Raw genomic sequence first — 22,391 nt, 5'->3', positions numbered from 1 at the left:
CGCGCTCCCCCGTCTGATCCACATCGGACGTTCCGCGTCGGAGACTACGCCGGGTTCAGGTCCCCGTCAGGTGTTCCGGCCGGACCGGCACCCGGGTGAGTGCCAGGCCCGTCGCGGCGCGGATGGCGGCGACGATGGCCGGGGTGGAGGAGATGGTGGGGGGTTCGCCGACGCCGCGGAGGCCGTAGGGGGCGTGGGGGTCGGGGCGTTCGAGGACGTCGATGGACATCGGGGGCACGTCGAGGACGGTGGGGATGAGGTAGTCGGTGAAGGAGGGGTTGCGGACGCGGCCGGCGTCGACCTGGATTTCCTCCATGACGGCGAGGCCGAGGCCCTGGGCGGAGCCGCCCTGGATTTGGCCGAGGACGGCTTGCGGGTTGAGGGCGCGGCCGACGTCTTGGGCGCAGTCGAGCGCGACGACCTTCACCAGGCCCAGCTCCACGTCCACGTCGACCACGGCGCGGTGGGCGGCGAAGCCGTATTGCACGTGGGCGATCCCCTGGCCGGTAACAGGGTCGAGCGGGTAAGTGGGGCGGTGGCGCCATTCGACCGTTTCGTCGAACGTCGAGGACCCCAGCACCGACGCGAGGTCCGTCAGCACCACACCGTCGGACGCGACGAGTTTGCCGCCGGCCACACGCGTCGACGCAGAAAGCCCGGCCTGGGATAGCAAGCGGGAGCGCACGGCAGCGGAAGCGGCCTGCACAGCGCCGCCGGTCACGTAGCTCTGGCGGGACGCCGACGTCGAGCCGCCGTTGCCGATGGAGGTGTCCATGGGCAGCACGGTCACCTGCTCCACGCCGAGCTCCGTGCGCACGATCTGCTGCATGATCGTCACGAGCCCCTGCCCGACCTCGCACGCCGCGGTGTGCACGGTGGCCGCGGGTTCGCCGCCGACGAGCTGCAGGCGCACGCGCGCGGTGGAGTAGTCGTCGAAGCCCTCGGAGAAGCAGACGTTCTTGATCCCCACGGCATACCCGACACCACGCACCACGCCTTCGCCGTGCGTCGTGTTGGAGACACCGCCAGGCAGGTGGCGCAGGTCGAACGAGCGCGAAGCGGGCAACGGCTTGGCGCGCAAGCGTTCCAGCAGCTCGGCGACGGGCGCGGCCGAGTCCACGACCTGGCCCGTCGGCATCACGGCGCCCTCGGTCATCGCGTTGCGGATGCGCAGCTCGACTGGGTCGAGGCCGCACGCGGCGGCCAGCTTGTCCATCTGCGACTCGTACCCGAACGCCGCCTGCACCGCGCCGAAGCCACGCATCGCGCCGCACGGCGGGTTGTTCGTGTAGGCGCCCCAGCAGTCCACCGCCACATTGTCCACTGTGTACGGTCCGACGCCGAGCGTCGCCGCGTTGGCCACCACGGCGCCGGTGGACGACGCGTACGCGCCGCCGTCGAGGAACAGGCGCGCGCGGACGTACACGAGCCGGCCGTCGGAGGTGGCGCCGTGCTCGTAGTACATCTTCGCCGGATGCCGGTGCACGTGGCCGTAGAAGGATTCCTCGCGGTTGTAGACCATCTTCACCGGCTTGCCGGTGTGCAGCGCGAGCAGGCACGCGTGCACCTGCATCGACAGGTCCTCGCGGCCGCCGAACGCGCCACCGACGCCGCCCAGCGTCAGCCGCACCTTCTCGACCGGCAGGCCGAGCGCGGCGACGATCTGCTGCTGGTCGACGTGCAGCCACTGCGTCGCGACGTACAGGTCCACGCCACCGACGGTGTCGGGCACCGCGAGCCCCGACTCCGGCCCCAGGAACGCCTGGTCCTGCATGCCGACCTCGTACACGCCGGACACCACAATGTCGGCCCGCACGTCCTCGGAGCCACGCCGGATCCGCACGTGCCGGACCACGTTGCCACCGTCGTGCAACAAAGGCCCGTCGCCCCGTACCGCCGCCTCGGAACTGGTGACGGGCGACAGCTGTTCGTACGCCACCTTGATCCGCTTCATCGCCCGCCGCGCCGTCTCCGGGTGGTCGGCGGCGACGAGCGCCACCGGCTCCCCCTGGTAGCGCACGACCTCGTCGGCCAGCACCGGCTGGTCGGCGTGCTCCAGCCCGTAGCGGTTGACGCCGGGCACGTCCTCGTGGGTCAGCACGGCGTAAACCCCTTGCACCGCAAGGGCTTCCGTGAGGTCGATCCCGGTGATCCGCGCGTACGGGTGGGGGCTGCGCAGGGTCGCGCCCCACAGCATGTCCTCGTGCCACAGGTCCGAGGAGTACGCGAACTCGCCGCGCACCTTCACCGTGCCGTCAGGCCTCGGCGCGTCGGCCCCGACGCCGTTGGTGGTGCCGGTGGCCTTCCAAGTGGTGGTGGTCGTCGTCATCGGTCCTCCCGCAGCCGGGCGCTCGCGGCGGCCAAGTCGCGGGCGATCGCGGACTCGTCCTCCTCACGCAGCGTGCCGTGCTCCACCACGGTCCGGCCGCCCACGAGCAGCCGCGCCAACGGTGGGGTCGCGCCCAGCACGAGCGCGGCGACCGGGTCGGTGATGCCCGCGTACTCGAGCCCCGACAGGTCCCACACGGCGAGGTCACCGAGCTTGCCGGCCTCGATCGAGCCCAGTTCGGCGTCGCGGCCTAGGCAGCGCGCGCCGCCCATTGTGCCGAGCCACAGCGCTTCCCGCGTGGTCAGCGCGGTCGGCCCGCCGCGTTGCCGAGCCTGCAGCAGCGCCTGGTGCAGCTCCTCGCCGAGGCCGCCTGACTCGTTGGACGCGGCGCCGTCGACCCCGAGGCCCACGGGCGCGCCGGCGTCCAGCAGGTCCCGCACGGGGGCGATGCCCGCGCCGAGCCGGCCGTTGGACGTCGGGCAGTGCGCCGAGCCCGTGCCGGTGGCGCCGAAGCGGCGGATCGCGTCGGGCGAGAGGTGGATGGTGTGCGCGAGCCAGACGTCACCCGCCAGCCAGCCGAGCTTGTCCGCGTACTCGGCCGGCGTGCAGCCGACCTCGGCGAGGCACTGGCGTTCCTCGTCGAGCGTCTCGGCCAGGTGCGTGTGGAGCCGCACGCCCTTGCGGCGCGCCAGGTCCGCCGCGCCGGTCATCAGCCGCTCGGTGACGGAGAACGGTGAGCACGGGCCGACCGCGATCCGCAGGTGCGCGTCGGGCGACGAGTCGTGGAACCGGTCGATGACCGCCTCCGTGCCGAGCAGCGCGGCGTCGGTGCCCTCGACGAGGTTGTCCGGCGGCAGCCCGCCGTCGGACTCGCCGCGGTCCATCGATCCGCGCACGAGGTGCATCCGCACGCCGACGCGCTGGCGGGCCGCGACGAGCGCCTCGACCTGGTCGCCGCCGTCGCGCGGGAAGACGTAGTGGTGGTCGGCCACGGTCGTGCAGCCGGTCAGCGCGAGCCGCGCCAGCCCGGCGGTGCCGGCGGCGTGCGTGATCTCCGCGTCGAGGCGACCCCACACGGGGTAGAGCGCGACGAGCCACTCGAACAGCGTGTGGTCGGCCGCCATCCCGCGCGTGGCCCACTGGTAGAGGTGGTGGTGGGTGTTGACCAGGCCGGGTGTCACGAGGCAGCCGGACGCGTCGACGTGCTCCTCGGCGTCGCCGGTGAAGGTGCCTTCGCCGACTTCGGCGATCACGCCGTTGTCCACGAGCACGTACCCCGAGCCGTACTCGGGGCCGCTGACGGTGGCGATCGCGGCGTTCTCGATGACCGTCCTCATGCGACACCACCCTTCACGGCGTCGCCCTTCAGGACAGCGGCGGCGCGGACGGCGTCGAGGATCTTCTCGTACCCCGTGCACCGGCACAGGTTCCCGGCCAGCGCCTCGCGGATCTCCTCGTCGCTGGGCTGCGCCACGCGGTTGAGCAGGTCGTGAGCCGCGACGACGAGACCGGGCGTGCAGAAACCGCACTGCACGGCGCCGTTGTCCACGAAGGACTGCTGCACGGGATCCAGCTTGTCGCCGTCGGCCAAACCCTCGACGGTCCGGACCGAGTGGCCCTCGACCTGGCCGGCCGCCACGAGGCACGAGCACACCGGCACGTCGTCGAGGTACACCGTGCAGGACCCGCATTCGCCCTGTTCACAGGCGTTTTTCGAGCCCGGCAGGCCGAGCCGCTCGCGCAGCACGTAAAGCAGGCTCTCGCCTTCCCACACGTCGTCGGCCTCGCGGGCCTCGCCGTTGACGTTCACGTTCACGCGCACGTGCGCTCACTCCCCCGGTGTTCGTCCCAGGCCCAGGTCAGCGTGCGCCGAGCGAGCACGGCCAGGGCGTGTCTGCGGTAGTCCGCGCTGCCGCGGACGTCGTCGATCGGTGCGGCGGCCTCGGCGACGAGCTCGCCGAAGCGCCGTTTGAGCGAGTCCGCCAACGCCGTGGGCGCGTCCCACGGCAGTTCGGCGGCGAGGAACTCCTCGGCCGCGCGGGCTCGGCGCGGGGTGGGCGCGGCGGACCCGACGGAGGCGCCCACCTGGCGCTGCGAAGGCCGCAGGTTCACCGCGAAGGAGCAGACCGCGATCACCATCGCGTTGCGCGTGCCGACCTTCGCGAACTGCTGCGGACCCGCGTGCGCGGGCAGGTGGACGGCGGTGATCAGCTCGTCTGGCTCCAGCGCGTTGCGCTTCACGCCGAGGTAGAACTCCTCCGCCGGCAGCACGCGCGTGCCCCGGACGGACGCCACCTCCACGCGCGCGCCGAGCGCGAGCAGCACCGGATGCGTGTCGCCCGCCGGTGACGCGGCGCCGAGGTTGCCGCCGACCGTGCCGCGGTTGCGGATCTGCGGCGAACCGACCGTGCGCGAGGCCATCGCCAACGCGGGCAAAGGTTCACCCAACTCCGTGATCACGCGCGAATAAGACACGGCCGCGCCGAGCCGCACAGTTCTGTCTGAAAGAGTGCTGCCCTCAAGAGCGCCGTCCGAAAGAGTGCCGTCCGAAGTGGACCACTCCGCCAGCTCCGCGACGCCGGTGAGATCGAGCAGCGCGGCCGGGCGGCGGTGGTCGAAGTTCAGCTCCACCATCACGTCCGTGCCACCGGCGATCGGCACCGCGTCGGGGCGTTCGGCCTTCACGGCCAGCGCCTCGGCCAGGTTGGCGGGTCGCAGGAAATCCACGCTCGAGCTCCTCCCCACGGGCTGATGTCCCAGTACACGCCGAACGCGCCCGCGCGGCAACGGTGCCCCGCCATGAAAGCCGTCCCAGCGGAAGACCACCCGTTTGTGCTTTCCTACAAGCCTGATGACGACCGTGAGAACCCTGCTGGGCCTGCCCGGCCTGCGCCCGCACCCGAGCACCGCCGAGGACCTGCTCGACCGCGCCGTCACGCGGATCTACGTGACCGAGCTGCCCGACCCGGGCCGCTACCTGACGGCGGGTGAGCTCGTGCTGTCCGGGCTGCTGTGGTGGCGCGCGCCGGGCGACGCCGAGCCGTTCGTGGCGGCGCTCGCGGCCGGGGGCGCCGCCGCGTTGGCCGCGTCGGGCGCCGACGCCGGCAGCATTCCCGAAGACGTCATCGACACGTGCGCGCGCCACCGCGTCCCGCTGCTGGAAGTGCCACCGGACCTGTCGTTCGCCGTGGTCACCGAGCGCGTGGTGCTCGCACTCGCGGCCGCCGCCGACGGAGCGCGCAAACGCTTGCTCACCGCCGCCGCGGAGGACGCGCCGCTGGAAGACCTGCTGGCCCGCGCAGCCAAGGAGCTCGGCACGGCGTGCTGGGTCCTCTCGGGCGTGCCCCGCGTGGTGGCCGGCACGGCGGCGCTGCCGGTATCGGCGGCCGAGCCCGTGCGCCAGTTCGCCGCCGCCCGCGCCCGCCCGACGGCGGCGGGCGGCCTGACCGTGCTGCCGGTGGAGAGCCGCCACGCGGTGCCGTGGCTGCTCGCCGTGGACGGACCGCTGAGCACCGCGCAGACCGAGCTCGCCGAGGAGCTGGCCGGGCTGGTCGGTTTGGCTCGCGCACGGTCGCGTCCGTCGCCGGCGCCGCTCGGCGGGAACGTCCGCGCGGTCGCCCTGCGGACCGAGGACAGCGCAGAGGCCGACGACGTCCTCGCCGAACTCCTGGCCACCACCGGGAGAGCCGTCACCCCGACCGGCAGCCGCGACCACACGGAGGCGCTCGCCCTCGTCGCCGACGACGGTTCGTGGCCCGCCGGTTGGGCCGACGACGCGGTGACCGCTCTGTCCACAGTGGAACCCCTGCTGCGCGCGACGCGGATCCTCGCCGGCGTCAGCGATGCCGTGCCCGCGGCGGAGTCACGCGGCGCGTTCGAAGTCGCGCGCCACGCGCTTTCCCTTGCGGCCGACCGGGAAGGCGACGTGGTGGTCGTGCCCGCCGCCGCGCTCGGCGTGCACCAGCTCCTGCTCGCCGGCGCGTCCACCGACCTGCGCGCCGCGTTGCGCCGGCGCCTGCTCGGGCCACTGCTCGACTACGACGCCGAGCAGCACTCGGACCTCGTGCGCACCGTGCGCGTGTTCCTCGAGTGCTCCGGCTCCCCCACGCGCGCGGCGAAAACCCTGCACATCCACGTGAACACCCTGCGTTACCGCATCGGCCGCGCCGCCGAGCTGCTCGGCGTGGACCTCACGGACTTCGTCGCGCAGGTCGACGTCTACCTGGCGCTGACCTCGGAGTCCTGAAACGCCGTGAAGGGCACCTTGGGTTTCCCGCAAGGTGCCCTTCACGGACCGGTGGTCAGAGAGCCTTCGCGGCCCGGTCGGCGACCAGCTTCAGGAACCGGCCCGGGTCGGCCAGCTCGCCGCCCTCGGCCAGCAGCGCCATGCCGTGCAGCAGCTCCGCCGTCTCGGCCAGCGAACCGTCCGCCGGGTTCTCCGCGAACGCCTTGCGCAGCCCGGAGACCAGCGCGTGCTCCGGGTTGAGCTCCAGGACCCGCTTGATCTGCGGCATCTCCTGGCCCATCGCGCGGTACATCTTCTCCAGCGTCGGCGTCATGTCACCCGAGTCGCCGACGATGCACGACGGCGAGGTGGTCAGCCGCGAGGAGAGGCGAACCTCCTTGACGCTGTCGGTGAGCGTCGCCGACATCCACTTGAGCAGGTCCTCGTACTCGGCCTTCTGCTCGTCGGACGTCTCGTCGCCGCCGAGGTCGACCTCGCCCTTGGCCACGGACTGGAACGACTTCTCCTCGAACCCGCCCACTCCGTCGACCCACATCTCGTCGACCGGGTCGGTGAGGATGAGGACCTCGTACCCCTTGGCGCGGAACGCTTCCAGGTGCGGCGAGTTCTCGATCACCGTGCGCGACTCGCCGGTGAGGTAGTAGATGTGCTCCTGGCCTTCCTTCATCCGCGAGACGTAGTCGCGCAGCGAGGTCGGCTTCTCCGCGTGGTGCGTGGACGCGAACGACGAGATGTCGAGGATGGCGGGGCGGTTCTCCGGGTCGTCGAGCAGACCCTCCTTCACCGCGCGGCCGAACTCGCGCCAGAACGTCGCGTACTTCTCGGCGTCCTCGGTCATCATCGTCTTGATCGTGGACAGGATCTTCTTCTCCAGCCGCCGCCGGATCGCGCGGATCTGGCGGTCCTGCTGCAGGATCTCGCGCGAGACGTTGAGCGAAAGGTCCTGCGCGTCGACGACACCCTTGATGAAGCGCAGGTAGTTCGGCATGAGCGCTTCGCAGTCGTCCATGATGAACACGCGCTTCACGTACAGCTGCACGCCGCGCTTCGCGTCCCGCATGAACAGGTCCATCGGCGCCTGGGACGGGATGAACAGCAGCGCCTGGTACTCGAACGTGCCCTCCGCCTGCATGCGGACGGTTTCGAGCGCGTTGTTCCAGTCGTGGCTGATGTGCTTGTAGAACTCCTGGTACTCCTCGTCGGAGACTTCCGAGGAGGGGCGGGCCCAGAGGGCCTTGCGGGAGTTGACGGTTTCGAACTCAGGCTCGGTGCGTTCTTCGGAGCCCTCTTCGGCGCCTTCCTCGGCGGCCTCGAGGGGGCTGGCCTGCTTGGCCATCCGCACGGGCCAGGTGATGAAGTCGGAGTACCGCTTCACGATCTCGCGGACCTTCCACTCCGACGTGTAGTCGAAGAGGTGGTCCTCGTCGTCGGCCGGCTTCAGGTGCAGCGTGACGGCAGTGCCCTGCGGCGCGTCGGCCACCGGCTCGATCGTGTAGGTGCCCTCGCCCTCGGACTGCCAGCGCACGCCGTCGGCGGTGCCGGCCTTGCGCGTCACGAGGGTGACCTTGTCGGCGACCATGAAGCTGGAGTAGAAGCCGACGCCGAACTGGCCGATCAGGTCCTGCGAGCTTCCGTCTTGCGACTCTTTGAGCTTGCGCAGGAACTCGGCGGTGCCCGACTTGGCGATCGTGCCGATCAGGTTCACGACGTCGTCGCGGCTCATGCCGATGCCGTTGTCGCGGACGGTGAGGGTGCGGGCGTCCTTGTCGAGGGTGAGCTCGACGTGGAGGTCCGAGGTATCGGCTTCGAGGTCCTTGTCGCGGTAGGTCTCGAGACGGAGTTTGTCGAGGGCGTCGGAGGCGTTGGAGATGAGCTCGCGGAGGAAGATGTCCTTGTTCGAGTAGATCGAGTGGATCATCAGCTGGAGGAGCTGGCGGGCCTCGGACTGGAATTCGAGGGTTTCGGGCTGTGCTGCTTGAGTCGCCGCTTCTTGAGACATGGTGTCGCGTTTTTCCTTTCCCACCCCACACCAGAAAGACGGCAGCGAGCCTACCTGGGGTGGGTTGGATGGGTTGCGGGTGCAGTCAGCTCTGTGTGGTTTCTGGTCCTCGCAGGGCGTGTTGCGTGGGGTGTGCACCCCGAAGCTGGATTGTGTTGACCGCCGGTGAGCCGTCCGCAAGAAGGCTTCGGATCGGGGTGCCGGGGCGGGTCTGGGTGCAGGGTTCCGTCGCGTGATTGGGCGGCGGTCATGAGGGTGAACGCGGCCTGGGTGGGGGCCGATTTGGCAGGCGGGCGGCGGTGAGTGGGGCGTCAAAGCACTTCAATTGTGGCGTTCGGTGCGTTGGGCGCAACGAACGCCGCATTGGGCGCGGTGAGCGCAACGAACGCCGCGTTGGGGTGCGTTCAGAGGGGCGTCAGGTGAGGCGGCGGGCGTAGCGGTCGAGGGTCGCGGCGTCGAAGGGGAGTTCGGCCGCTTCCAGGGCGCCGCAGTGGAGGCCGCCGAGGAGGTAGTGGGCGAGGGCGGCGGCGGTGGCGGGTTCGTCGAGGACGCCGGACGACGTTTGGGAGGCGTAGTCGCTGAGGCGTTTTGCCGCGGTGGGGAAGCCTTCGCGGTAGAAGGCGTAGGTGGCGGCGAAGCGCGTCGGCAGCTGGTTCGGGTGCAGGTCCCAGCCCTGGTAGAAGCCGTTTTCCAGGGAGCGGCGGACCAGGCGCAGGTGTTCGGCCCAGGCGCCGGGCAGGTCGTCGCCGATCGGCAGGCGGTTGGTGGAGCCGTCGGAGAGGCGTACGCCGGTGCCGGCGGCCGCGACCTGCATGAGGTGCTTCGCGAAGTCGGCGGCCGGGTGGGCCATGCTCTGGTAGGCGGCGCCGATGCCGAGGCCCGCGCTGTAGTCGTAGGTGCCGTAGTGCAGGCCCGAGCAACGGCCGGCGGCGGCCTGGATGATGCGGGCCACTGCGACCGTGCCGTCGTGGGCGAGGATCGATTGCGCGGTCTCGATCTGTACCTCGAAGCGCAGCGCGCCTTCCGCCAGGCCGTAGGCGACCTCGAGCTGTCCGAGTACGTCGGCCGCCACCGAGACCTGCTCGACGGCAGTGACCTTCGGCAGCGTGACCACGAAGCCGTTGGGGAGGTCGCCGTTGCTGAGCAAACCGGTCAGAAACAGGTCCAGTGTGCGGATGCCGCGCCGGCGCGTGGCGGCTTCGAAGCTCTTGAAGCGGATGCCGACGAACGGCGTGCCGCCTGTGGTCGCCAGGGTCTGCCCGGCGGCCAGGGCGGCGGCGTCCTCGGCTTCGTCGCCCGGGTTGCCGTAGCCGTCCTCGAAGTCGATTCGGAGGTCCTCGATCGGCTCGGTGAGCAGTTTCGTCCGCACGCGCTCGGCGACGTCCGCGTCGAGGCCGAGCACGTCGCCGCGCTCGACGAACACCCGCATGGCCTGCTTGCCCCAGTCGGCGACCAGGCGCGTGCGGTACTCCGACGCCGGCACGTACACGGTGTGCACGGGGCGGCGGCCCGGCGGCTCACCGGGGTACAGCGCCGCGACGCGCGCGTCGGCCTCGGCCAGGCGCGCGTCGGCGGCGGTGTAGACGTCCTCGGTGAGCCTGCCGTCCCGCATTACTTGATGTGCTCGTAGGCCGGCAGCGTGAGGAAGTCCGGGAACTCGTCGGCGAGCGCGACCTGCTCGAACAGCTCGACGGCCGGGGTGAGCACGTCTTCCTTGACCTCGGCCGAGAGCTCGCCGCGGACCTCGGCCAGCACGCCGCGCACCAACTCCGCCGTAACGGTGTCGCCGGTGTCGAGCTGGGTGCCGTTCTTGACCCACTGCCAGATCTGCGACCGCGAGATCTCGGCGGTGGCCGCGTCCTCCATGAGGTTGTGGATGGCCGCCGCGCCGTTGCCGCTCAGCCAGGAGGCGATGTAGCGGATGCCGACCTCGACGGCGGCGCGCAGGCCGGCCGCGGTGGCGCTGCCCGGCGTCGAGGCGACGTCGAGGAGCTGGTCGGCGGTGACGCTGACCTCGTCACGGGTGCGCTCGAGCTGGTTCGGCCGGTCGCCGAGAACCTTGTCGAACTCCTCCTTGCAGAGGGCGACCATGCCGGGGTGCGCGACCCAGGAACCGTCGAAGCCGTCGGCCGCCTCGCGCGCCTTGTCGGCGTGGACCTTCTCGAACGCGCCCTCGTTGACCTTCGGGTCCTTGCTCGGGATGAACGCCGCCATGCCGCCGATCGCGAACGCGCCGCGCTGGTGGCAGGTGGCCACGAGCAGCTCGGTGTAGGCGCGCATGAACGGCGCGGTCATGGTCACCGAGTTGCGGTCCGGCAGCACGAACTTCTCACCGGCGTCGCGGAAGTACTTGATCACGCTGAACAGGTAGTCCCAGCGGCCCGCGTTGAGGCCCGAGGCGTGCTCACGCAGCTCGTAGAGGATCTCCTCCATCTCGAACGCGGCCGGGATCGTCTCGATCAGCACGGTGGCGCGGACGGTGCCGTGCTCGATGCCGAGGGTCTTCTCGGCGTGGGTGAACACGTCGTTCCACAGCCGCGCCTCGAGGTGGCTTTCCATCTTCGGCAGGTAGAAGTACGGGCCCTTGCCGCGCTTGAGCAGCTCGGCAGCGTTGTGGAAGAAGTACAGGCCGAAGTCGACCAGCGCGCCGACGCCCTGGCGGCCGCCGAAGGTGAGGTTGCGCTCGTCGAGGTGCCAGCCGCGCGGGCGGACCACGATGGTGGCGTGCTCGACGTCGTCCTTGAGCGCGTAGCTCTTGCCGCCGCTCTCCAGCGTGATGGTCTCGCGGATGGCGTCGGACAGGTTGACCTGGCCGGACACGACGTTGGCCCAGTGCGGCGTGTTGGCGTCCTCGAAGTCGGCGAGCCACACCTTGGCGCCGGAGTTGAGGGCGTTGATGGTCATCTTGCGGTCGGTGGGACCGGTGATCTCCACGCGGCGGTCGCGCAGCGCCGGCGGCGCCTCGGCGACCTTCCAGTCGCCCTCGCGGATTTCCTTCGTCTCCGGCAGGAAGTCGAGCCGGCCGGTCGTGCGGGCCTCTTCGCGGCGCTTGCCGCGGGCCGCGAGCAGCTCGTCCCGGCGCGCCGCGAAGGCGTCGTGGAGCCCCGCCAGGAAGGCGAGGGCTTCCGGCGTCAGGATCTCTTCGCCGCGCTCCACCGAGCCGCCGAGGACCTGGACTTCAGACATGCGAAACACCCCGAGTCGTACTTTGGATAACGTCCCTACGGTTTTTACCTGACGGACTATAGTTTCTGCATAGCGGAAGCTCAAACGCTCGGAAGAAGAGGACCTGTGAGGAGGACCACCGGTGGCAGCTGAGAAAGGCGGACGGGACGGCGGCGTCCAGTCCCTGCAGCGCGCGTTCGAGCTGCTGGAGCACCTCGCGGACACGGGTGGGGAGGCCAGCCTGTCGGAGCTCGCGACCCTGTCGGGGCTGCCGATGCCGACCATTCACCGGCTGATCCGCACCCTCGTGGACCTCGGGTACGTCCGGCAGAACACCAACCGCCGCTACGCCCTCGGCGCGCGGCTCATCCGCCTCGGCGAGAACGCGAGCATGCAGTTCGGCTCGTGGGCGCGGCCGTTGCTGGTCGAACTCGTGGAGGAGGTCGGCGAGACGGCCAACCTCGCCGTGCTGGAGCGCGACGAGGTCGTGTACGTGGCCCAGGTGCCCTCCAAGCACTCCATGCGCATGTTCACCGAAGTCGGCCGGCGCCTGCTGCCCCACGGCACCGGGGTCGGCAAGGCGATGCTCGCGCAGCTGCCCGCCGACGACGTCGCGGCGCTTCTGGCGCGCACGGGCATGCCCGCGTACACCGAACACACCTTCACCGACCCTTCTTCGCTCGCCGACGAGCTCACGCGCATCGCGTCGCAGGGTTACGCGCTGGACGAGGCCGAGCAGGAGCTCGGGGTCCGGTGCATCGCCGTCGCGGTGCCCGGCATGCCGGTACCCGCGGCGGTGTCCGTGTCCGGTCCGTCCGGCCGGCTGACCGCGGACGCGGTGGCGAGCATCGCGCCGGTGGTGCAGAAGATCGCCGACCGGCTTTCGCAGCAGCTGCCGGTCACCTGAGCTCGCCCGCCAGGAGGTCCATCAGCAGGCCGTCGTGGAAGGTGCCGTCGGGGCCGCGTTCGTACTGGCGCAGCAGGCCGACGGGCCGGAAGCCGAGCTTGGTGTACACGTGCACGGCCTTCTCGTTCGCGGCGGCCGGGTCGATCGTGAGCCGGTGGTGGCCCTGGGCGAACAGGTGCTGCGCGAGCACGCGGATCGCCTCGGGGCCGTTGCCGTGGCCATGGTGGGCCGGGTCGACGGCGATGTCGATGCCGGCGTGGCGGTACTGCGGGTCGAGTTCTTCGGAGCTCTGGATGAGCCCGATGACGTCCCCGTCGAGTTCGATGGCGTAGCTGGAGTAGCCGGCTTCCTCCTCGAGGAGGGTTTCGACCTCGGGCTCGGCTTCGCCCCACCATCGGGCGACTTCGGGTGTGGACAGGATTTCCTGGGCGCGCTGCCGATCGTCACGCGTGAGCGGACGCAGGCGGACGCGCGGGCCTTCGATGATCATCACCGGGTTTCCTCTCGTCGGGGGGTGTTCGGGTGACGAGGGGAAACGGGCGGTCCACGCGGGCGTCAATACACACCGCGAGTGTGCGCCGGTGGGGACCGGTGTGTCACCTCAATTGCTGATGACGTGGTCGTCCACCTTCACCGAGTAGCGGACGTCGCTGCCGTTGACGGTGTTGATGGTCGCTGTGAGGCCCGCCCTGGTCGTGCCGGCGCTCAGCTCGCAGCGCATCTGCTGCCCGACTTTCGCGTCGATCGGCCCTGGGCACGTCACCGTGTCCGGCCGCTGCCCGATCGAGCTCTGCAGCGCGTCGGCGATCCCCTTCTCCAGATCGGCCTTCGCCACCCGCCGCGTCACCTCCACGTGCGCGGAACACCCGGCCACCAAAGCGATGCCACACACCGCGACCAACAAACGACGCACCACAGCCAGCCTCCTCTAGGCCCAGACGGAACGCGGAACCAAATCCAGCAGGTCGCACCGCAAGTCCAATGCGGCGACGAGTTTTTCGGGATCACGGTGATCGACGAGGCGGTCGAGGACCACGAAGTTCGCGCCGAACAAGGTGAACCCGCGGAATTCGCGAGGGTCGGTCTTCAAGAACTGGGTGACCTGCGGTACGAGCACCGCACGGGCGAAGCGATCGTCGCCGGTGAGCACCTCGTAGCGCTCGTCGAACTCGGGGTCGCCCACTCGAAGGTCGCCGCGTCCGATCGAGTCGTTCACGCGGCTCTCGAGCGCCACCGCCGGGCCCACCTGCAGGGCAGGGCCGAGTTTCGGAGTGCGCACCCACACGGCCCGCGTGTAGTGGATGGCCACGCCGCGTTGGCGCACCTTGAACCTGGCGCCGAGGAAGGGGCGTCCCCGGTGCGTCCCGCTCACGATCTCGTGCGCCTCGAACGCCTCGGGCAGCCGCGCGAACGGATCGCTCGGTGAGAACAGCTCGTCCGCGAAGGAACGCTGCAGATAGTGGTCGCCTTCGTTGTAGAAGGCGCAGTAGGAGTCGTTGCGCTCCTCGTACTGCCAGCCCCGCCGCGGCGATTCCTGGCTCAGCCGCTGCAACACCCCGGCTTCGGCGCGCTGCATACCGCGGTTGTTCCACACCACGAACCACGTCACCGCGGCCGCGATCAGGAGCGTGCCGCCGATGACGATCACGAGGATGAGCGCTGTGCTCACCGGGTCGGCTCTTGGTCGTAGACGCTGAAGTCGTCGAACTCGTCGTCCGCGGGCGCTGCTCGAGTCGGCTTCGGCGGGGCCGGCGCTGCCGGGCGAGGAGCGCCGAAGAGCTGCTCGTCGGAGTCGAGCACGCGGTTGAGGAACTCGGTACTGCCGAGTCCGCGGCGCACCACGTCGGCCTGCATCCGCGCCGCCGCAGCCTGCGCTTCGCCGATCGCGCGCATGACGTCCGACGACAGCACAGCGGGATCCGTTTCCCGGGCCCGTTCGCTGAAGGTGACCGACGCGATCGCACCGCCGGGACCAGCGACTACGGCGACCACGCCGTCCGGTGAGGTGGCGCTGCCCATCGCGTCTTTCAGTTCGTCGGCCACGCGCTTGTATGCCTCGGCCCGCAAGCGGTTGTCCGCCGCGGCCGTGTCGATCGCCTCGATGCGGGCCAGCAGCTGCCGTGCGGTGTCGTTCATGCCGCCTGCTCCGGTTTGACGGTGGTGAGGAACTTCTGGAAGTCGTCGATGACGTGCTCGAACTGGTTTTCCAGCAGCGCGGACAGCACGATGTGCAAGACCGCGCGCCGCTCCGGGTTTTGCTGGTCTCGCATGACCATGAACACCTGGAACTGCACGAGGTCAACCTGCTTGCCCTTGAGGCCGACGGTCAACTTCACCGCCTGCGTGAGACCCGGGTTCTCCGCCGAGCCGACCTCGTTGCGCCGCCCGAGCTGCACGCCCTGTGCGCCCGCGCTCCGCAACCGCTCGACGGCCTCGTCACCGATGGCCGTGAGCGGCGCGTCGTCCTCGCGGAGCTCGCCGGTGATCGTGATGTTCGCCGTGAAGCCCTCGCGCGAACTGCCGGTGTTGAGCGCGACGAACGCGGCGTCCGGCGTGCCGACTTCGTCGGGCGGAACGGATCGCCATCCGTCCGGCAGCTCGAAGACGATCGGGACGGGGAGAGTGCCTGCCACTGTGTCTGCTCCGAATCTCTGGTGGTCAGAAGCCGAGGAAGTCGCCCACCGCGCCCGCGGCGTTCGCGATGCCGTGCCCGACGTCGGAGGCCACGTCGGCGACGTCACCGGCCACGTCCTGCACGGTGTCGACGACCTCACCCGGATCGATGCTGAGGTCGAACCCGACCTTGCCACCGATACCCAGGGCCACGCCGAGCGAAGCGCCGACGTGGAACTTCCCGTCGTCGCCCATGCCGAACTGGGCGCTCGCCTCGGCCCCGACGCCGGCCCACGCCTCGCCGTGCGCACCGGCGGTGACACCGGCGACCTCGGCGCTCGCGTTGGCCTCGATGCGGCCGCCCGCGAATCCTTCGACGCTGCCCTGCATCCCGGACCAGCCGAGCGATCCCTGGGCGGACGCCTTGGCTCCGACCTCGGCCGAGGCATCGCCCTTGACCGAGACGTGGTCGCCGTAGTGGACCTCACCCTGGGCACTGCCCTTAGCCAGGTACGCCTCGGCCGACGCGCCCGCCGTGAGACCCAGCGGGCCCGCACCGGCGTGCGCCTCGGCGCCGGCGCCGAGGGCCGCGCCCTCGATTTTGCCGCTGCCGCCGAAGGTTCCGTCGCCGAACTTCCCCTCCAGCGAGCCGTCGACGAGGTCGACACTCGCCGACGCCGACACCGTGCTTTCGGAGGTGTCGATGCCGAACTTTTCGAGGAGGCCGCCGAGTTTGTCGGTGAGCATGCCGTCGGACTGCGAACCGAATTCGCGGGAATAGTTCTTGCCGCCCTTGTGGTCCTGCCAGCCGCCGGGGTCCTCCTCGACCTTGACCCACTTCTTCTTGTCGGGGTCCCACTCCGTCTTCGTCTCTTTGTCGCGGTGCGCAGCGCCGAACTCGTGGGAATCCCCGAGATCCTTTTTGTACGTACCGTCGGCCTTCTTCTCGAAGCCCAGCTTTTCCGCCGTGGAACCGCCGGCCTCTTCCAGAGCGGCGCGGGCGGCCCTCAGGATCCGCTCGGCCTCCTGCGTCGCGCCCTGACCGGGGTCGGCGAAGGCCGGGACCGAGTACCCGCCGGTGAGGGCCTTGTAGGCGTCCACAATCCACTGCGCGGACGCGGCCCGCGTGGCGGCCTGGCCCTGCGTGTACAGCTCGATCGCCCGCTGGGCTTCGGACTGGCTGCGCGTCAGGGCGTCGCCGTAATCGGCGAGGGCGTTGGCGCCGGTGCCCAGGACGCCGATGGTGTCGAACCACTTCTTCGGCTCCCGGCCGAAGGTCTCGCGGAACCGGTCGCTCGCTACGCCGGACCACTGCTTCGCGTCGACGCCCGAGAGGCCGTCGGAGATCGCGGCCATCTTCTGGATGTTGCGGACGAGATCCTTCAGGTCGCCCGAGATGAAGCGCGGCTCGCCGGGGACGAGGTCCTTCGGGTCGGTCGTCTCCCCCATTTCGGCGGCCATCAGAACACCGGTCCTTCGCCGTCCGCCTCTGTTACGGGGTCAGGGCCCTCCACCTCGGACTTCGGACGGGGGAACAGCTCCCGGGAGCGCTCGGGACTCATCACGTCCGGCGGGAGTTCGTCGATCGACCCGCTGATGCGGCCGGTCGCGCCGCCGGTCCACGCGGGACCGAGCTTCTCGCCGTCGCCCGGCTTCGGGTCAACGGAGGTGTGCAGGATCTCGCCGAGTGGGCCGAAGATGCCGCCGCCGGAAGAGCCGCCGAACGCCTTCGCCGCGGTCTTCACGATCGAGTCGCTCGCGGTGTCGTCGGCGCCCGCGTAGCGGACCGCCGCCGTGCGCAGGTCCTCGCCGTGGCCGTGGGCCTTACCGGTGAGTCCTTCGACGACGGACTCGATGTCCGCGATGAAGCTGCCCCAGCCCGCCTGCACGCCGGGGTGCCCGTAGTCGCCGCTCGGGCCCTGCCACAGCAGGCCCGCGGCGCCCCCGACGACGTCGCCGATGGTGTCGGCGGCGCGTTCGAGCTCCTCCGTTACGGCGTCGAACCCGCCCGTCATCCCCCGTGAACCCCTCGTCCGGCCTGCAGCGACGAGTCCACCGTGGCAGAAACCCACGAGGGTTCCGCCCGCTTCGCCGGTTGATCACCTCAACGGGCGAATCCTGTCTCAGCCGAGCAGGGCGTCCACGAACGCGCCGGGCTCGAACGGTGCCAGGTCGTCCGGGCCCTCACCGAGGCCGACCAGCTTCACCGGCACTCCGAGCTCCTTCTGGACCTGGAAGACGATGCCGCCCTTGGCCGTGCCGTCGAGCTTGGTCAGCACGATGCCCGTGACGTCGATGACTTCGGAGAACACGCGGGCCTGGGCGAGGCCGTTCTGGCCCGTAGTGGCGTCGAGCACCAGCAGGACCTCGTCGACCTTCGCCTGCTTCTCGACCACGCGCTTGACCTTGCCGAGCTCGTCCATGAGGCCGGTTTTGGTGTGCAGGCGGCCTGCGGTGTCGACGAGGACCGCGTCGGCGCCTTCGTCGATGCCGCGCTTCACCGCGTCGAACGCGACGGCCGCGGGGTCGGCGCCTTCCTTGCCGCGCACGACCGACGCGCCGACCCGGTCGCCCCAGGTCTGGAGCTGGTCGGCGGCCGCGGCGCGGAAGGTGTCGGCCGCGCCGAGCACCACGGTGGATCCCTGCGAGACGAGCACGCGCGCGAGTTTGCCGGTAGTGGTGGTCTTGCCGGTGCCGTTCACGCCGGCGACGAGCACGACGGCGGGCTGCTTCTGGCCGTCGACCTCGTGCGGCAGCGCGCGCACGGCGCGGATGCCGTCCGTGGACAGCGAAGCGGTCAGGACCTCGCGCAGCACTTCGCGCGCTTCGGCGGGCGTGCGCACCGCGCGGCGCGACAGCTCGTCACGCAGGCGTTCGACGATCTGGGTCGTGGTGGCCGCGCCGAGGTCGGCGATGAGCAGCGAGTCCTCGACGTCCTGCCAGGAGTCCTCGTCGAGGTCGCCGGCGCCGAGCAGGCCCAGCAGGCTCTGGCCGAACATCGAGCGCGACTTCGACAGCCGGCCGCGCAGGCGATCCAGGCGGCCTGCCGCGGGGTCGATCTCCTCGATCGGGAGGACCGGCTCGATCGGTTCGACGGTGCCGGCGACCGGCGCAGCCGCGGGGCCTTCCGACTCCGGCTCGGGCAGCTTGACGTCGCGCATCGTGCGCTGGTCGGAGTCGCGCGGCACCGCGGCGTCGTCGCCCACGGCGGGCTGGCCGTCGACCTCCGGGCGGTCCTCGACGGGGTGCTCGGCCGGCACCGGTTCCGCCTGAGGGGCAGCCTCGGCCTCACCTCCGGGCGCGAAGGTGATGCCGCCGGACGCGGTGTACCCGCCACCCTTCGGCTTCTCCTCGACCTTGCGCGTCTGTTCGAGGCTGATCCGCCGCCGACGTGCGATGAGCAGCCCGGACACCAGCACGGCGACCAAGACGACGACGGCGACGATGACGATCCAGAACCAGGTACTCGACACGCACCCATCCTGTCATCTGCTCCGAGGCTCCCCCGGACACCCCACCGCGCTGCACCCTTCAGGCCAACGGATCACACGCAGAGTTCCGATTCGGCCAAGACTTCACGACGTGGGTTGCGTCACCGCTTCACCCCGGCTAAACCACTCCGGATGAAAACCCACGGCTTCCGCGTCCTCGGCCTCCTTTCGGGGACTTCGGTCGACGGCATCGACGTCGCCGTCGCCGAACTGCACGCCGAAGACGGCACCGTGGTCCTCACCCCGCTCGGCGAGCTCGACGTGCCCTTCACGGCGGAAACCCGCGAAGCCGTGCTGGCCGCACTGCCGCCCAACCCGAGCAGCGCCGAAGCGCTCACCGTGCTCGACACTCGCGTCGGCCAGGCCTTCGCCGAAGCCGCCGCACAGGCCATCGCCGAGCACGGGCCCGTGGACGTGATCGCCTCGCTCGGCCAGACCGTCTACCACTGGGTGGAGAACGGCGTGGCGCTCGGCACGCTCCAGCTGGGCCAGCCCGCGTGGATCGCCGAACGCACCGGCACCCCCGTCGTCGCCGACCTGCGCATCCGCGACATCACCGCGGGCGGCCAGGGCGCACCGCTCGCCAGCACGCTCGACGCATTGTGGCTGCGTGGCCTCGCCGAGGAGACGGGCAAACCCGTGGCCGCGCTGAACCTCGGCGGCATCGCCAACATCACCGTCGTCAGCGGCAGCGACACCGTGCTCGCCTACGACACCGGCCCCGCCAACGCGTTGCTCGACCTCGCCGCCGCCCGCGTGACCGGCGGCGAGCAGCACGCCGACGTCGACGGGAAGCTCGCGCTCGCCGGGACCGTCCGCCGCGATCTGCTCGACCGGCTGCTCGCCGACCCGTACTTCGCCGCCGCACCACCGAAGTCCACCGGCAAGGAGCACTTCCACGGTGACTACCTCGACGCCGCCCTCGCCGGCGTGGCGCCGCTCACGCCCGAAGACCTCCTGGCGACGCTCACCGAGCTCACCGCCGCGACCGTCGCCGCCGAATGCCGGCGCCACCTCGCGGCGACGCTCGTCGTGTCCGGCGGCGGCATGCGCAACCCCGCCGTGATGGCGGCGCTGGCGGGTAACCTCCCGGGCGTCACCCTGCGCACCAGCGACGACCTCGGCCTGCCCGGCGCGGGCAAAGAGGCGTACCTGACCGCGTTGCTCGGCTGGCTGAGCTGGTGCGGCGTGCCGGCCACGCTGCCGTCCGCGACGGGCGCGCGCGGGCCCCGGCTGCTCGGCGCGCTCACCCCGGGCGCACACCCCCTGAACCTTCCGGCCCCACTGGGGGGCACCGTGAACCGCTTGCGGGTCACGGAAGTTGGCGCACGACGGTAGGAGAAACCCCATGAACCCAGTCGATCTGGTGATCGTCATCGTGTACCTGGCGGCGATGCCGATCATCGGCGTGCTGGTCGGCCGCAGACAGAAGTCCGCGAACGACTACTTCGTCGGCGAACGCAGCATGCCCTGGTGGGCCGTCACGCTCTCGGTCGTGGCCACCGAGACCTCCACGCTCACCGTGATCTCGACGCCGGGCCTGGTCTTCGGCAGCGAGTTCCTCTTCCTCGAGGTGGCGTTCGGCTACATCCTCGGCCGCATCGTCGCCGCGTTCGTGCTACTGCCCCGCTACTTCCGCGGCAACTACGTGAGCGCGTACGAGTTCCTCGGGCGCCGCTTCGGGCGCGGGCTGCAGGGCACGGCGTCGGTCACGTTCGTCGTCACGCGCCTGCTCGCCGAAGGCCTGCGGCTGTTCGCCGGCGCCATCCCGATCAAGGCGATCCTCGACCACTACGGCATCCACACGTCGTACTGGCACATCGTGGTGCTGCTGACCGCGCTCACGCTCATCTACGCGTTCGTCGGTGGCATCAAGTCGGTGATCTGGGTCGACGTGATCCAGTGGTCGCTCTACGTCCTCGGCGCGATCGGCGCGGTCGTGTTCCTCTCGACCAAGCTGCCGGACGGCTGGACGTCGATCGCCGCGAGCCAGGGCCGCTTCCAGCTCACCGACTTCACGTCCAACATCATCACCAGCCCGTACGCGTTCATCGGCGCCGTGGTCGGTGGCGCCTTCCTGTCGATGGCCTCGCACGGCGCGGACCAGTTGATCGTCGGGCGGCTGCTGTCGACCAAGAGCCTGCGCGACGGCCAGCGCGCGCTGATCGGCTCGTCGTTCGTGGTGTTCGTGCAGTTCGGGCTGTTCCTGGTGGTCGGCGCGATGCTGTGGGTCTACACCGGCGGCAAGACGGGCGCGACGGCCACCGCGGTCGCGGCCGGGAAGATGTCCGGCGACGACGTGTTCTCCAATTTCATCGTCAACGACCTGCCCGTGGGCCTGGCGGGCCTGCTCATCGCCGGCATCCTCGCGTCCACGATGGGCGCGCTGGCCTCGGCGCTCAACGCACTGTCCACTTCGACCATCGCCGACCTCTACCAGCGCTTCACGAACCGGTCGGTCGAGGACTCGAAGCTGCTGCGCCACGGTCGCATGTGGACGCTGATCTGGGCGGTCGTGTTCGCGATCTTCGCGTCGCTGTTCACCAACTCGAAGGACCCGGTGATCCAGCAGGGCCTCGGCATCGTCGGCTACACCTACGGCGCGCTGCTGGGCTCGTTCTTCCTCGGCCTGATCGTGAAGAAGGCGCGCCAGCCCGACGCGATCGTCGCGTTCGCCTGCTCGGTGGTGTGCATGGCGTTCCTGATCCTGTTCGTCAAGTTCGACAAGGCGACCACGGCCGTGCACATCCAGTTCGGCGCGGCCACCAAGACGCTGGTGCCGTTGGCCACGTACTGGTACACGTTCGTCGGCGTGGTGATCACGATGGTCGTCGGCGGGCTGCTCGCGCTGCGCCACCGCGACGTCGACCCGAACGCCACCGAAGTCGACCTCCCGAAGGAGGAAGTCACCGTCTGATCACCGCTGCGAGATTTTCCCCGATCGGGTGAACCGTCCCGGGGTGGGCGCTCGTGCACCTGACGAGCGCCCGCCACCGGATGGCGGGCCCGGATCAGGCGGGGACGATGAAGCGGATTTCTCTGGCACTGGCGGCTGGTTCGATGATCCTCCTGGGCGGTGCGACGGCGTGTTCGTCGGCCTCCGGGGCCGCGGCGGCCGACCCGGGCGCGGCGAAGGCGGCGGCCGGGGCCCAGGCCGGAGCGCCGGCGCAGTCGCAGGCCGGCACCCAGGATGGCACCCCCGAGGTGATCGCGGCCCCCGCGCAGGTGCAGGTGCCGCCGGGCAACAAGCGCGTGGCCACCTTCCACGGCGAGGGTGTGCAGATCTACGGCTGCACCGACGGCGCGTGGACCCTGATCCAGCCCGCGGCCATCATGTCCGACAACGGCAAGGCCGTGGCCCTGCACAGCAAGGGACCGGTGTGGACGTCCACTGTGGACGGCAGCACGGTCGCCGCCACCGCCGTGCCCGGCAAGGCCGTGCAGCACACCGACGCGATCCCCGAGATCCTGCTCAAGTCCGACCAGGACACCGGCAAGGGCGTGTTCGGCACCGTCACCTACGTGCAGCGGCTGGCCACCAAGGGCGGCCTCGCCCCGAAGGGCGCGTGCACCACGGGCCAGCAGACCTCCACGCCGTACTCGGCCGAGTATGCGTTCTGGGCCGCGAACTAAAAGCAACA

Annotated in this window: 20 protein-coding genes; 5 read left to right on the top strand and 15 right to left on the bottom strand. The window is 70.5% G+C overall.

Going from position 1 to position 22,391, the window contains the following annotated elements; all coding sequences use genetic code 11:
- Nucleotides 1-55 precede the first annotated feature (55 nt).
- The 4 genes from pucD to K1T34_RS28065 are packed head-to-tail and all read right to left on the bottom strand — an operon-like array spanning nucleotide 56 to nucleotide 5,056.
- Nucleotides 56-2,329, bottom strand: coding sequence for a xanthine dehydrogenase subunit D (pucD, locus tag K1T34_RS28080; protein WP_220237777.1), 2,274 nt, complete (start codon nucleotides 2,327-2,329; stop codon nucleotides 56-58).
- Entirely contained in the window at nucleotides 2,326-3,666 is a 1,341-nt protein-coding gene (locus tag K1T34_RS28075; RefSeq protein WP_220237776.1) for an 8-oxoguanine deaminase, read from the bottom strand. Before K1T34_RS28075 ends, pucD begins: the two co-directional genes overlap by 4 nt.
- Nucleotides 3,663-4,151, bottom strand: a complete 489-nt coding sequence (locus K1T34_RS28070; protein WP_220237775.1) for a (2Fe-2S)-binding protein — start codon at nucleotides 4,149-4,151, stop codon at nucleotides 3,663-3,665. Before K1T34_RS28070 ends, K1T34_RS28075 begins: the two co-directional genes overlap by 4 nt.
- Complete coding sequence (locus K1T34_RS28065; protein ID WP_220237774.1) at nucleotides 4,142-5,056, bottom strand: xanthine dehydrogenase family protein subunit M; 915 nt, start codon at nucleotides 5,054-5,056, stop codon at nucleotides 4,142-4,144. The genes K1T34_RS28070 and K1T34_RS28065 overlap by 10 nt, the downstream gene beginning before the upstream one ends.
- 124 nt (nucleotides 5,057-5,180) lie before the next feature.
- Between K1T34_RS28065 and K1T34_RS28060 the strand changes: the two genes are divergently transcribed.
- The gene (locus tag K1T34_RS28060) at nucleotides 5,181-6,575 is read left to right on the top strand and encodes a PucR family transcriptional regulator (RefSeq protein ID WP_220237773.1); all 1,395 of its coding nucleotides are present in this window, start codon (nucleotides 5,181-5,183) and stop codon (nucleotides 6,573-6,575) included.
- A gap of 55 nt (nucleotides 6,576-6,630) precedes the next feature.
- On the opposite strand, the gene htpG is transcribed toward K1T34_RS28060, so the two are convergent.
- The 3 genes from htpG to aceB all read right to left on the bottom strand — a co-directional run bounded on the left by htpG (nucleotide 6,631) and on the right by aceB (nucleotide 11,760).
- Entirely contained in the window at nucleotides 6,631-8,574 is a 1,944-nt protein-coding gene (gene htpG / locus K1T34_RS28055) for a molecular chaperone HtpG (RefSeq protein ID WP_220237772.1), read from the bottom strand.
- Between the two features lie 415 nt (nucleotides 8,575-8,989).
- Nucleotides 8,990-10,186, bottom strand: a complete 1,197-nt coding sequence (locus K1T34_RS28050; RefSeq protein WP_220237771.1) for an aldolase — start codon at nucleotides 10,184-10,186, stop codon at nucleotides 8,990-8,992.
- Entirely contained in the window at nucleotides 10,186-11,760 is a 1,575-nt protein-coding gene (gene aceB, locus K1T34_RS28045) for a malate synthase A (protein ID WP_220237770.1), read from the bottom strand. The genes K1T34_RS28050 and aceB overlap by 1 nt, the downstream gene beginning before the upstream one ends.
- 121 nt (nucleotides 11,761-11,881) lie before the next feature.
- Here aceB and K1T34_RS28040 point away from each other — a divergent pair, with 121 nt between their 5' ends.
- Entirely contained in the window at nucleotides 11,882-12,646 is a 765-nt protein-coding gene (locus K1T34_RS28040; RefSeq protein WP_220237769.1) for an IclR family transcriptional regulator, read from the top strand.
- Here K1T34_RS28040 and K1T34_RS28035 read toward each other — a convergent pair.
- The 8 genes from K1T34_RS28035 to ftsY all read right to left on the bottom strand — a co-directional run bounded on the left by K1T34_RS28035 (nucleotide 12,639) and on the right by ftsY (nucleotide 18,732).
- Complete coding sequence (locus K1T34_RS28035) at nucleotides 12,639-13,136, bottom strand: GNAT family protein (protein ID WP_360592538.1); 498 nt, start codon at nucleotides 13,134-13,136, stop codon at nucleotides 12,639-12,641. The genes K1T34_RS28040 and K1T34_RS28035 overlap by 8 nt on opposite strands.
- A 111-nt stretch (nucleotides 13,137-13,247) precedes the next feature.
- A complete protein-coding gene (locus K1T34_RS28030; RefSeq protein ID WP_220237767.1) occupies nucleotides 13,248-13,562 on the bottom strand; it encodes a DUF4333 domain-containing protein in 315 nt (104 codons plus the stop codon).
- Nucleotides 13,563-13,574: 12 nt separating this feature from the next.
- Entirely contained in the window at nucleotides 13,575-14,315 is a 741-nt protein-coding gene (locus K1T34_RS28025) for a hypothetical protein (protein ID WP_220237766.1), read from the bottom strand.
- A complete protein-coding gene (locus tag K1T34_RS28020; RefSeq protein ID WP_220237765.1) occupies nucleotides 14,312-14,782 on the bottom strand; it encodes a YbaB/EbfC family nucleoid-associated protein in 471 nt (156 codons plus the stop codon). The genes K1T34_RS28025 and K1T34_RS28020 overlap by 4 nt, the downstream gene beginning before the upstream one ends.
- Nucleotides 14,779-15,279, bottom strand: coding sequence for a hypothetical protein (locus tag K1T34_RS28015; protein WP_220237764.1), 501 nt, complete (start codon nucleotides 15,277-15,279; stop codon nucleotides 14,779-14,781). The genes K1T34_RS28020 and K1T34_RS28015 overlap by 4 nt, the downstream gene beginning before the upstream one ends.
- Before the next feature lie 25 nt (nucleotides 15,280-15,304).
- Nucleotides 15,305-16,720, bottom strand: a complete 1,416-nt coding sequence (locus K1T34_RS28010; protein ID WP_220237763.1) for a putative T7SS-secreted protein — start codon at nucleotides 16,718-16,720, stop codon at nucleotides 15,305-15,307.
- Complete coding sequence (locus tag K1T34_RS28005) at nucleotides 16,720-17,274, bottom strand: hypothetical protein (protein ID WP_220237762.1); 555 nt, start codon at nucleotides 17,272-17,274, stop codon at nucleotides 16,720-16,722. Before K1T34_RS28005 ends, K1T34_RS28010 begins: the two co-directional genes overlap by 1 nt.
- A 108-nt stretch (nucleotides 17,275-17,382) precedes the next feature.
- A complete protein-coding gene (ftsY, locus tag K1T34_RS28000; protein WP_220237761.1) occupies nucleotides 17,383-18,732 on the bottom strand; it encodes a signal recognition particle-docking protein FtsY in 1,350 nt (449 codons plus the stop codon).
- A gap of 150 nt (nucleotides 18,733-18,882) precedes the next feature.
- On the opposite strand from ftsY, the gene K1T34_RS27995 reads away from it, so the two are divergent.
- The 3 genes from K1T34_RS27995 (at nucleotide 18,883) to K1T34_RS27985 (ending at nucleotide 22,383) form a co-directional block, all read left to right on the top strand.
- On the top strand, nucleotides 18,883-20,088 hold the full coding sequence (locus K1T34_RS27995; RefSeq protein WP_220237760.1) for an anhydro-N-acetylmuramic acid kinase: 1,206 nt from the start codon (nucleotides 18,883-18,885) through the stop codon (nucleotides 20,086-20,088).
- 10 nt (nucleotides 20,089-20,098) lie between these two features.
- Nucleotides 20,099-21,667, top strand: a complete 1,569-nt coding sequence (locus K1T34_RS27990) for a sodium:solute symporter (RefSeq protein WP_220237759.1) — start codon at nucleotides 20,099-20,101, stop codon at nucleotides 21,665-21,667.
- Between the two features lie 107 nt (nucleotides 21,668-21,774).
- Nucleotides 21,775-22,383, top strand: coding sequence for a DUF3455 domain-containing protein (locus K1T34_RS27985; protein ID WP_220237758.1), 609 nt, complete (start codon nucleotides 21,775-21,777; stop codon nucleotides 22,381-22,383).
- The last annotated feature ends 8 nt before the right edge of the window (nucleotides 22,384-22,391 follow it).

Origin of the sequence: Amycolatopsis sp. DSM 110486 (genome assembly GCF_019468465.1) — a bacterium.
In the GTDB taxonomy this organism is placed as follows: Bacteria; Actinomycetota; Actinomycetes; order Mycobacteriales; family Pseudonocardiaceae; genus Amycolatopsis.
Note: the sequence above shows the minus strand (reverse complement) of the source record. Positions and strands in the feature narration are given on the sequence as shown.

Coding starts and splice junctions, on each gene's coding strand:
- pucD (WP_220237777.1), bottom strand. CDS start 2,329: ATGACGACGACCACCACCACTTGGAAGGCCACCGGCACCACCAACGGC.
- K1T34_RS28075 (WP_220237776.1), bottom strand. CDS start 3,666: ATGAGGACGGTCATCGAGAACGCCGCGATCGCCACCGTCAGCGGCCCC.
- K1T34_RS28060 (WP_220237773.1), top strand. CDS start 5,181: ATGACGACCGTGAGAACCCTGCTGGGCCTGCCCGGCCTGCGCCCGCAC.
- htpG (WP_220237772.1), bottom strand. CDS start 8,574: ATGTCTCAAGAAGCGGCGACTCAAGCAGCACAGCCCGAAACCCTCGAA.
- K1T34_RS28050 (WP_220237771.1), bottom strand. CDS start 10,186: ATGCGGGACGGCAGGCTCACCGAGGACGTCTACACCGCCGCCGACGCG.
- aceB (WP_220237770.1), bottom strand. CDS start 11,760: ATGTCTGAAGTCCAGGTCCTCGGCGGCTCGGTGGAGCGCGGCGAAGAG.
- K1T34_RS28035 (WP_360592538.1), bottom strand. CDS start 13,136: ATGATCATCGAAGGCCCGCGCGTCCGCCTGCGTCCGCTCACGCGTGAC.
- K1T34_RS28020 (WP_220237765.1), bottom strand. CDS start 14,782: ATGAACGACACCGCACGGCAGCTGCTGGCCCGCATCGAGGCGATCGAC.
- K1T34_RS28010 (WP_220237763.1), bottom strand. CDS start 16,720: ATGGCCGCCGAAATGGGGGAGACGACCGACCCGAAGGACCTCGTCCCC.
- K1T34_RS28005 (WP_220237762.1), bottom strand. CDS start 17,274: ATGACGGGCGGGTTCGACGCCGTAACGGAGGAGCTCGAACGCGCCGCC.
- K1T34_RS27995 (WP_220237760.1), top strand. CDS start 18,883: ATGAAAACCCACGGCTTCCGCGTCCTCGGCCTCCTTTCGGGGACTTCG.
- K1T34_RS27990 (WP_220237759.1), top strand. CDS start 20,099: ATGAACCCAGTCGATCTGGTGATCGTCATCGTGTACCTGGCGGCGATG.
- K1T34_RS27985 (WP_220237758.1), top strand. CDS start 21,775: ATGAAGCGGATTTCTCTGGCACTGGCGGCTGGTTCGATGATCCTCCTG.